Genomic DNA, 9,702 nt, shown 5'->3' with positions numbered 1-9,702 from the left:
CTTGTGGTTTCTTGCTTTGCTTAGGTAAAAATCGATGGTATTTCCTTTCGAATCGACAGCACGATACAGGTACATCCATTGACTTTTCACTTTGATATATGTTTCATCGACTCTCCAAGAGTCATTGGTTGACTTAAGATGATGTTGTACTTTCTCTTCTAATTGAGGTCCATATTGATGAACCCAGCGCATAATCGTTGTGTGAGCAATTGATAATCCTCTTTCCTCCATCATTTCCACCAGGTTACGAAAGCTCAAATTGTACCGTAGGTACCACCTTACTGTTAATAAGATTAGTTCAGACTGATAATGCTTCCATTTGAACAAATTCTCCTTTTCCATACTGATCACACACCTTTTGTAGAGTAGTAATATCAGTATGTCCAAGTTTCAGAGATTTTTTGCACCAGAACCAACATTTTTTTAGGTAATTAAATTGGAATTCGGAAAAATATGTTAATATATATTTAATAAATTATCACTTATAACATACAAAATTAGGATTTTTAGAGAAGCGCAACAAAGAATGAGTACATACAGTTCCTATATTTGAGAAGGGGAAGTAATCATTTTAATAAAAATAGATTTGTAATTTCGCAAAGTATTAGCTAACAAGGGGCAATGAGAAAAAATTTATTATGTATTACAACGACTGATATATTGAAATGTTAAAGTGGATTAATAGGGAGAATCATATGGAGAAATATTATGTTTATGAATCAAAGGTAAAAGTAGTAGGTGTATTACTTTTAATATTAGCAGTAGAAGCGATGTTTCTATTTATAGTAACACTTGCATTTTTATTAGAAGAGCTTAATTTTATAATAGGAATTTTATTTGCAGTTCTTGCATTAGTTGTATTAGTTACACTTTGGAAAACCATTCAAAAGATTATTGCGAGGAAACCGGCCGTTATTTTAGAAATGGAATATATTACGATTATTAACAATCCTAAATATCCTGTAAAAATCGCTTTGAAGGATATATTCGGCCTTTTACCTTATGGAATCCAAGGGCAAAGGTTTTTAGGGATTGTAATGGAAGAGGAAATTGAGGATCGATATATCGCTTCTATACCAGCAAAGGGACAACGATTGTATCGAGTAAATAAACGTGCTGGATATATACCGTTTAATATTCATTTGAATTTATTAAAAATCGATGGAGAAGTATTGTTTGAGAAATTGCAAGAGTATAATTTAAGTTTTTTAGTTTATGAAGACGAAGTGAAATAGCGGTATATAAAATATAAAAAACTCTTCTTAAAGAAAAAACCTAAAAATAAGTAGTTTTTTTCTTTAAGAAGAGTTTTGGGAATAAAGTCTTAATATGAGGTTAAAATAATAACTCCTTTAATTGATGAGTATGTATTGGGCTATAAAAAAACGGCAAGCTGGTGATATCCGCTTGCCGTTTTTTTATAGTTTTGTATGTATTTGTATTCCTTTTGCTTTTTCTTTTTCGCCTTTTACGCGTACGTTTATAAAAAGACGCGATGTTTTAAATAAAGTCACAATGTTTATAAAAAAGTTGTGATATTTTGTCACTTTCAATTTAGGAATTCAAAGTGACCGGAATTACTTACACTTCGTTTTTCTTAGTGAACCAACAACGCAGATTAGTTACACATCAATAATTAAAATATCAGAACTTTAGGAAGAAGGGGGGATTATGATGAATAAAGAAATTCAAGGATTGTTTGATGATCTCAATTTATTTGCCAGACAAATTGCAAATGTAAGATTGTCAAATTTATCATTTGATGTATATGAATTTAGAGATGAATATGCAATGCAAGTAGACATAACATTCGCCAGAAAAGGTCAATTTGATAATATTCAAGAGGCATTTTCTGCACTATTTAAAAAGGAATTGTTCGATGGAGAAGAATGGGATATTAGTGATGAGCCAGACCCTTCAGACGAACAATGGCTAACAGTACTAAAAGATGGTTGGATTAATACATACTATTCAAGAGTATGTATTAGCATAGAGTCAGTAAACAAAGATGACTTTATAAGTAGATTTAAAAGGGATTTAGCTGATGTGAATGCACCAGAACAAGTTATTAAAGAACTCTTAATTAGATTAAGTCATATTGAAACAATACAAGTACAAAAGGGGTATGTTTATGATTGTATATTCGGACAATCTGATAGCCATTATTTTTTGTATGAATGGGGAATATATGATTAAAATCATTATAACGACTAAGATTGTGACGAAACGTACTTAAAGTAACGGGGGCGTTGGTGAAATAACGGATAACAAAACAATCAAACTTTTTTATAAAATTTTTATACTAATTAGCAAAAAAGGACTCCATTTTAACCAATCTTTTTTCAAATTGGAGTCTTTGGGTTTGGCGTAAAATCAAGGTGCATACAATATTTCTAATCCAACTTTAATTCAAACTTACACTATACATATCCTCTCCAATTTTATAACTTATGTGTTATCATCTCTAAAACATACTTTTTTATATTCAAACATAAAGTTAGTCTTCGTTCATATCTCCCTTGTGGGGGATAAAAGAAGGAACATTAATTTAATATGCAGAAAATAGATAAAGATAAAAAAAAATTTCCAGTAAAACAAAGGGGTGTACTTAATGCTTTCTAAATTTTTTAAAAAAGAAATAATTCGACACGATGAAAATAAAGAATTTATGAATTTATGGTGTGAGGTGCAAGAAAAATATCCTGAAGATATTGAGAAGCAACTTGAGTTCTTTCGTAAACAAGAAAATGCTCAATTTCGATTATTAGGAGAAATCACTTTAATGCAGGGATACCTTGCAAATAACTTACATCAAAAAATAGATACTAGTACAAATGATCTGGAATTTTTATTTAGAAGTTTATTGGATTTGGCACGACATGCACAAAAAAATCTGCCAGATGGAGTACATGATTACAATTTTTATAATCTTGATTTAGTAGTCAATAATATACTTAAAAAAGTAGATAAAGAAAAAAGCCCCGGATAGGACTATATGATTTTCTTCATACCGCATTGACGGCATTCTCTTAAAAAGATGAAATCTTTAACGGAACTCTTGAATGAGGTATTGCCGCAATTATCGCAACGACCGCTAATTGTATTATCAATACCTAAAACGCAAAAAGTCATAAAAAATAAAGGGTGATACATATTAGTCATGTGTAATATGTATCACCCTTGTAATTCTTGTTCAACAATCGCGCCCGATTGTTGAATATTAAAGAATTCCAAAATAGTTACTCTATTAGTTGCTAAAGTCCCCGTTAGTACAAATAAAAAGGTTCACTTGTAACCAAATGTTACTATTATGACCCAAAATTACTAGAACTCATAAATAACAACCTAAAGAATTAATTAAAGTATAATACATTTATTAAGCAAAAAAATCACATCTTTTTATCATTATTTTATTATCAATTACTTTTTCAAAATAACCAAACTTGATTCGTACGATCCTTACGTTATTGAATCATGATTCCTCTTTTAGTAATAACATAATTCTCTGGTAAGCAATTTATGCCTGGATGATTTTCGCAACGTGAAAAAAGCTCTTTTAAATCTCGTTGAAAATCACTACGTGGACGCTTTGGTTCTGCAATTCCCCATTTATCCATGCACTCTAGAATCAAAGATTGAGCCTCCGGGTATATCCTTGCAGTTTCAAGAAGACAGCCGACTGCCACTGAGCGGGTAGGTTCCTCGTATCTTTTCTTCAGTTTACCAACACAGTTTGTAGTCATATGCCAAAGCCCTACGCGGTAAGTTAGATTACTATCAGGGATAGGTGTATCAAAGAATCCCCTGCGAATGCATGCCCATAAAGCTAGTATACTATTATTAGTGAGAGTAGAAGATTCTTGGTTATTAACATTGGTGACAAGTGAACTTATATGATTGGATATATTAATGCCTCTTTCAGCCAATCTCCGCCATATACTGCAAATGAACTCTTTTGTCGGTATATCATTTCTATAATAATCCGATAACACTAGCTCTACTACTTCCGGTGGCAACGAAACGTTTAAGGAAATTAATTCATCCAACATTACAGCTGCCCGGTACTGAACATATCGTTCAGAATCTAATTTATCTCGTTCCTCTTTGTCAATATACAATAATCGTGCGATTTGCGTAACGTATGGCTGCAGATCAGCGTCCCTACTCAGACTTTCATAAGCCACTTCTAATAAATCAGCAATTAATTCAGGGTTGTTCATTTGAGTGTAAACACCCTTATCATGCTTGTCATGACATAAGCTCTCGATATAGTTAACTATCCAATTTGCAGCTTTCGACGTTTCACCAGATGACAATATAAAATCAGCAAGGCTAGTCTTCATACTTTGGCGTTGAATAGATTCCCCAGAAACAAATTGCTGCAGCTTATCCAAAATAATATCATCTTTTAACATATCGAATACAGATCCCCCTTCATTGACCAGTAAAATTAGTTTTTTCAGATACTAAACTTATCGCTAGTCTCTCCATCCCTACACATTTTACCTTATTTTAGTAATTATTGATGGAACAACTAAATAGTAACACATATTGGAACAGTCCTGCCAAACAACCCCATGAGGGATAGCACATCACCCAATGTTTAATTAAGACACTCCCTTGCTAAAACGTCAGTTCTTTTTCGCCAACAATCTGAAAAGATACCATTTTTCTTTCAAACTTTGGTTGATGAGGTTTTTGATGTTTTTTCACATTAAATGTATGTAGATTTAGCCGAAGACTAGTTTGACAAACAGAGACAGCAATCAATTATTCGACATTCATTCCGAAGATTACAAAGTCTTGGATACACAGTTACGTCGCAAGAACCTGAAGCTTCTTAATCTAGTCAACTATAATAATTGATCAATGAATTAGACGCTTTCTTTTAAAAAAAATTGAATGAGCTGCGTCTATTTTAGTTTTGCCTTTTTCCTTTAATTACAGAAGTTTTTCCTGTACTGTTAGAATATCTGCACCACCGTTTAACATTTTGACAGCATATGTGTGACGAAATTGATGGATTTTAAAATAAAAAATATCTCCATTTTCGTCGAGAATTTTATTTTTACGTGCTAATTTATTTAGGTGATCACGAATAGTTTTTTGATTAAATGGCTTACCTTTCCTTACACCTTTGTAGCGAATAAAAATATATCTTTCAGGATTATTATCTTTATTACTATTTTCTATAGAATGCTGAATGAGAACTGCCAAGATATCTGCAAGTTCTTCGTCTATAGGAATTCGATGGCCTTTGACAAATGTTTTCTCAATATCAGTTATAATTGAGTATTTACCGTTCAATTGTATTAGACACTCTTGATTTAGGCCTAATATATCTGAAATTCGCAAACCAGTTTTAAAGGCTATCCATACCACTGGTATGGTTTCTTCAGGCAAATCATTGAGGCAAGCATAAAGTTGAGACAACACGTAATCAGGAATATAATCAATTTGTTCTATTGGCTTCTTAGCTATTTTTGGTCTGTCTTCAGGAAAAAGTAGTTGCTGATAAGGCGTCTTAGGTGCAATATCATATTCGAATCGCTGTATATCTTGTAGAAATTTCCCAATATAAGCTAAAGACAGACGTATATAGTTTTTAGGGTTTGCATTTTTTTGCTTTAAATTACTATTAGAATACTCATATAACCAAATTAAGTATAGTTCTATATGGGATCGTTCTAAACTCTTTAAATCATTCCATTTTGGTTTGTTTTTAAGTATAAAAGATAGAAACATGCTTATGACTTTTAAATAATCTATTGCCGTACTATGAGCTAATGAATCTATAAGTAAACGTTGTCGAATATATTTTTTTATCTGTTGACGCATATTTTCATGTTTAATTTTTGTGAAATTTAAATAATAGTCAGATCTACTCTTATTATAGGAAATGCCATATTTATCATGTAGTATTCGTACATCCCAGCGATCTTTTTCCCATTCTTCTCGAACATCGATTAATGAAATAAAATTAGTATAAATAGTTCGTAAGAACTTAGAAGTAGAATTCTTAGATATAATTTTCCCGTAAGTTATATCGTTTTTAGTTTGCTCTGTGACAACTCCATTTCGCTCTAAATAAATAACCCATTCATGTTCAGCTTCATTTATATCCAAATCTTGAAGAGAAGAAAGGTTTGGGTAGGTTTCATTAATAAATACCGATAACTTGTTTAAGTTGGATTTGTACGTATTAAAAATAGTCGCAATTGACCACATCTCCCTAAATAACTTCTGATGAAACACAAATTTTATTTCAAGCTTAATGGCAGGGTTTTTGATGTTAAAATGCAGATATTGGCCATTGCTTTTATAATTCTTTATTGGTTCCTTAAATTGAGGAATAGCTTTCAAGAAACTAAGATTCCAAGTATTATTTTTTATAAAATAAGCATCTTTAATTTGATGAGTTGTTATTAATCCATCGCCTTGTATGGTTTTACTAGGATAGCTCAGCATCTCAGATAGTAAAACCTCGTGAAATCCTCGTTTTTGGTTGATTTGTTGTATTTGTATCATGCTCACATCATTTCTATTGATTAATTTGAAAAGCACTCTGTGCTTTTTTCCATTCGTCTCTTATTTCCTCATCTGAAGGGTGGAGGTAGAGGTTCATTGTTGTTTGAATTTGAGAGTGCCCTAGACGTTCTTGCACTTGTTTAATATTCTTTGTTTTCTGATAATATATTGTGGCGTGGGTGTGAATTGGAATTTTACTCCATCTTTTCTTTTTAATTTTGTATAATGAAAATAACGATATTTATATATTTTTATATATTTTTATATTAAACAATTAAGCAGGAGGAATAAATAATATGTTAGATACACTAATAAATCATTTTAAAGATGTAAATTTAGTATGTTCACAATGTGGTAAAACAATTGAACGTGGTGAACGATTTGCAGTTTCTTTAGTATTATCCGAAGACAAAAATATGCCTGTTGGACAATTAGATAAAGTATTAGCTAAGATAGCAAACGAAATTTTATGTAGTAAATGTAAATAATACTGAACAGGGAGCTAATCTTCACTATTTGCTTGTCAAACTTAATAACAAAAATAAATAGCTCAAAAAAATAGCTCAAAAAAATCAACCCATGCATTTTAATCAAACTTTATTTCAAAGCAACTGTAAGGGGTCTTCTTTTGTACGTCAGTTCTTTACGTATATCCAAGAATTATAGTTCTTAATAACTTGAAATAAATTTTATTATAGCTAATTAAACCCAAATATAAATATGGGTCTATTGTCGATTTAGGTATTGATAATTAAAAAAAGTTGCACCGTTTTGCATCATCGGGTAAAACTCCTGAAGCTTTGATCAAACTTTATTCCAAACCAAAAATTAGAACAATATCCATTCTAAAACAAAAAAATAGAATAAATCTATATAAATTGTGATTAAATAATATATGCAATGTTGTAAGTATTATTTGTTATAGGAAGCAGGTGTACTGAGAGTGAAGAAAGTAATAGCAACTATTTTTATAGTAGGATTTAGCGGAATATTACTATATTTATTTACTGATATTTTTACAAAAATACAAATCCATAAGCCAGTAGGAGATAACTTAAAAGAGCATTATGGGATAAAAGATGGAGATTTTAAAATTCTTTCTGCATATAATAACCGACTTGGAGGAACAGGTATTCAAACTTATATAGAAATAAAAAAACCATATTATACCACTACATATGTAACTGTTGACCGAAACTCTTATGAAATAGATCAAGATGATGATAAGTATGTCTTCTTAGATATATTTAAAGGCGCTTATGTCCAACAACATAGTGAAGTTATAAAACAATCAAATGAAATTATTAAAAAATATAACTTATTAAGTGAATCAAATAACGCATTTGATAAGGCGAAACAAAATTTCTATTACTATTTAAACTTTACTATCGATGAACAACAGGAAAAAGAATTGCTTACAAAGTTTAAACAAACTCAACAATTAGATACGAAAAAATTAATCAAAACTTTGAAAATCAACGAATCTAAAATCAATTCTTATCATATGGGAGTAGTGAACTTTAATTATTATTATAGTGTAGAAAAAAATAAGGGGAATATACCAGATATCCTTAGCATTATGAATGATTTTCACAGAGGTAATGTTTTAACAGAAGGCATTTACAATATAGCACTGCAGCCAAGTAGCTCTTCAGGTATGGATTTTGGCAAGGGGAGTTATGTTTTGTTTAGCGTAGATAAATCAGGTGAATTTAAGGTAATTAAAAAAAGTGAATAGGGAAGATGATTCACACATGGCCCAGTACCAGGGTTGCTGTAATTAGAGACAAAGTAATGCTGGTACTGGGCCTACATATAAGGTTTAAAAAGTACGTATATCAAATAAATCCCAACTGCATAAACGGGCGTAATTGTATAGGAACATAAACAGAAAATGAACAAACTTTTTTATAAAAACTGTTCACGCAATCCTAAGGAAAGAGTCGGTTTTAATTAATCTTTTTTCAAAATGGATTTACAAAGATATAACGAAATAAGAATACCATACTGATGAAGCACACTATTCAAAAGATTGCTTTACCTTTAAATTTTTTATACAGTGTTCAACCAGGGAACGTTTCTTACGTAAGGAAGGGGTATAAGGGGTTATATGAAAAGAATGAAAAATGTAATGTTGTTAGTGTTATGTTTCTTATTTTTGAGTGGCTGTGTTAATACTAATGAAGATCAGGTTAAAAAATATATAAAAGAAAAACATGGAATCGATGTTGTTGTAACAGATTGGGGCGCTATGCATGAAGGGAATATGGGACATACATACCATACTGTTCAAGAAAAAAACAACAAAAATATTCAATTTAGAGTAGAGGTAGATGGCTTCTTATACTCAAAAATAAAAGGTGATGAATACCAATACGGAAAAAACACATATGAGGAATATAAGAAATTCAAACCAATTCTAGAAGAAATTAAAAAGTTAGGTTACGAGGAATCTGAAAATGAAAATGTTCTTCAATATATTTTGGCTGATGATAATACAGGAGGAAAAGCAACTGATGAGTTGTTATTAACTTTAAAATCGAGTAACAAGATTGATTATAGTCAATTTGAATCAACAGAATTAGATCGTTTATATGCTCTATTTCAACTCATTCAGAAGAGTAATAGAAAGATAACAGAACTTGATATTAATGATCATAATGGAGAATCTATAGGTTTACCTTTCAATAATGTGCAAAAAGTTATAACGAAAGAAGAACTGCTTTTAACAATGAAAAACACCGTATGGGGTTATTGGACATATTTGATTCAAACTGAAACAAAAGTAGGCGAAAGGTTAAATGAAATTCAAAATGATCGTTTTGGAATTGAAGATATTACTTGTTCACACCCGAAAGACGGCAATTGTCTAGAGTATGAATTGACTTTAGTTTTCAATGACAGTGAGATAAAATATAGAAATGATTCATATGTAATAGAGGATTTGAGAAAGGTAGTCACTATTCTTAAAGAAGAACTATATAATAAGGAATTTAACATATTTTTAAGGAACAAGGATGGAACAAGTTATTCACTCTGGCTATCATCAGAAACAATCAAAAAAAGTAATAACATCGAAGAACTTATAAAATAACAATCTCCTAAAGAATAAATCTAAAGCACTTTTTACGTTTGTTGTTTGGTGTGAAAGCATGATATAAGTTAGTAAAATAA

The 9,702-nt window shown here is 30.7% G+C and carries 9 protein-coding genes and 2 pseudogenes; 6 read left to right on the top strand and 5 right to left on the bottom strand.

The annotated features are described in order from the left end of the window. A partial coding sequence (locus BWGOE10_RS29320; RefSeq protein ID WP_070168374.1) for an IS6 family transposase occupies positions 1-342 on the bottom strand: 342 nt, incomplete at its 3' end. 353 nt (positions 343-695) lie between these two features. On the opposite strand from BWGOE10_RS29320, the gene BWGOE10_RS29315 reads away from it, so the two are divergent. The 3 genes from BWGOE10_RS29315 (at position 696) to BWGOE10_RS29305 (ending at position 2,989) form a co-directional block, all read left to right on the top strand. After that, positions 696-1,235: an STM3941 family protein gene (locus tag BWGOE10_RS29315; protein WP_070141142.1), complete on the top strand. Its 540-nt coding sequence runs from the start codon at positions 696-698 to the stop codon at positions 1,233-1,235. A gap of 436 nt (positions 1,236-1,671) precedes the next feature. Further along, the gene (locus BWGOE10_RS29310; protein ID WP_070141141.1) at positions 1,672-2,196 is read left to right on the top strand and encodes a hypothetical protein; all 525 of its coding nucleotides are present in this window, start codon (positions 1,672-1,674) and stop codon (positions 2,194-2,196) included. Between the two features lie 415 nt (positions 2,197-2,611). Then, positions 2,612-2,989 carry a hypothetical protein gene (locus BWGOE10_RS29305; protein ID WP_070141140.1) on the top strand — a complete coding sequence of 126 codons (378 nt, stop codon included), beginning with the start codon at positions 2,612-2,614 and terminating at the stop codon, positions 2,987-2,989. A gap of 2 nt (positions 2,990-2,991) precedes the next feature. Here the strand turns inward: BWGOE10_RS29305 and BWGOE10_RS33670 are convergent. From BWGOE10_RS33670 to BWGOE10_RS30840, 4 genes and pseudogenes are all read right to left on the bottom strand, one after another. Then, positions 2,992-3,093: pseudogene (locus BWGOE10_RS33670) on the bottom strand (hypothetical protein); the annotation flags it as partial. A 371-nt stretch (positions 3,094-3,464) separates the two neighbouring features. Next, a complete protein-coding gene (locus tag BWGOE10_RS29300; RefSeq protein WP_070141139.1) occupies positions 3,465-4,415 on the bottom strand; it encodes a hypothetical protein in 951 nt (316 codons plus the stop codon). A gap of 526 nt (positions 4,416-4,941) precedes the next feature. Further along, positions 4,942-6,528 carry a tyrosine-type recombinase/integrase gene (locus BWGOE10_RS29295; RefSeq protein ID WP_236736011.1) on the bottom strand — a complete coding sequence of 529 codons (1,587 nt, stop codon included), beginning with the start codon at positions 6,526-6,528 and terminating at the stop codon, positions 4,942-4,944. A 13-nt stretch (positions 6,529-6,541) separates the two neighbouring features. Continuing rightward, positions 6,542-6,712: pseudogene (locus BWGOE10_RS30840) on the bottom strand (tyrosine-type recombinase/integrase); the annotation flags it as partial. A gap of 112 nt (positions 6,713-6,824) precedes the next feature. Here BWGOE10_RS30840 and BWGOE10_RS29290 point away from each other — a divergent pair. The 3 genes from BWGOE10_RS29290 (at position 6,825) to BWGOE10_RS29280 (ending at position 9,622) form a co-directional block, all read left to right on the top strand. Continuing rightward, on the top strand, positions 6,825-7,016 hold the full coding sequence (locus tag BWGOE10_RS29290) for a hypothetical protein (RefSeq protein ID WP_000887514.1): 192 nt from the start codon (positions 6,825-6,827) through the stop codon (positions 7,014-7,016). Between the two features lie 455 nt (positions 7,017-7,471). Continuing rightward, a complete protein-coding gene (locus tag BWGOE10_RS29285; protein ID WP_070141138.1) occupies positions 7,472-8,266 on the top strand; it encodes a hypothetical protein in 795 nt (264 codons plus the stop codon). Positions 8,267-8,638: 372 nt separating this feature from the next. Beyond that, complete coding sequence (locus BWGOE10_RS29280; RefSeq protein WP_070168335.1) at positions 8,639-9,622, top strand: hypothetical protein; 984 nt, start codon at positions 8,639-8,641, stop codon at positions 9,620-9,622. Positions 9,623-9,702: the final 80 nt, after the last annotated feature.

Origin of the sequence: Bacillus mycoides (assembly GCF_001757995.1) — a bacterium.
Taxonomy (GTDB): Bacteria; Bacillota; Bacilli; order Bacillales; family Bacillaceae_G; genus Bacillus_A; species Bacillus_A mycoides_B.
Note: the sequence above shows the minus strand (reverse complement) of the source record. Positions and strands in the feature narration are given on the sequence as shown.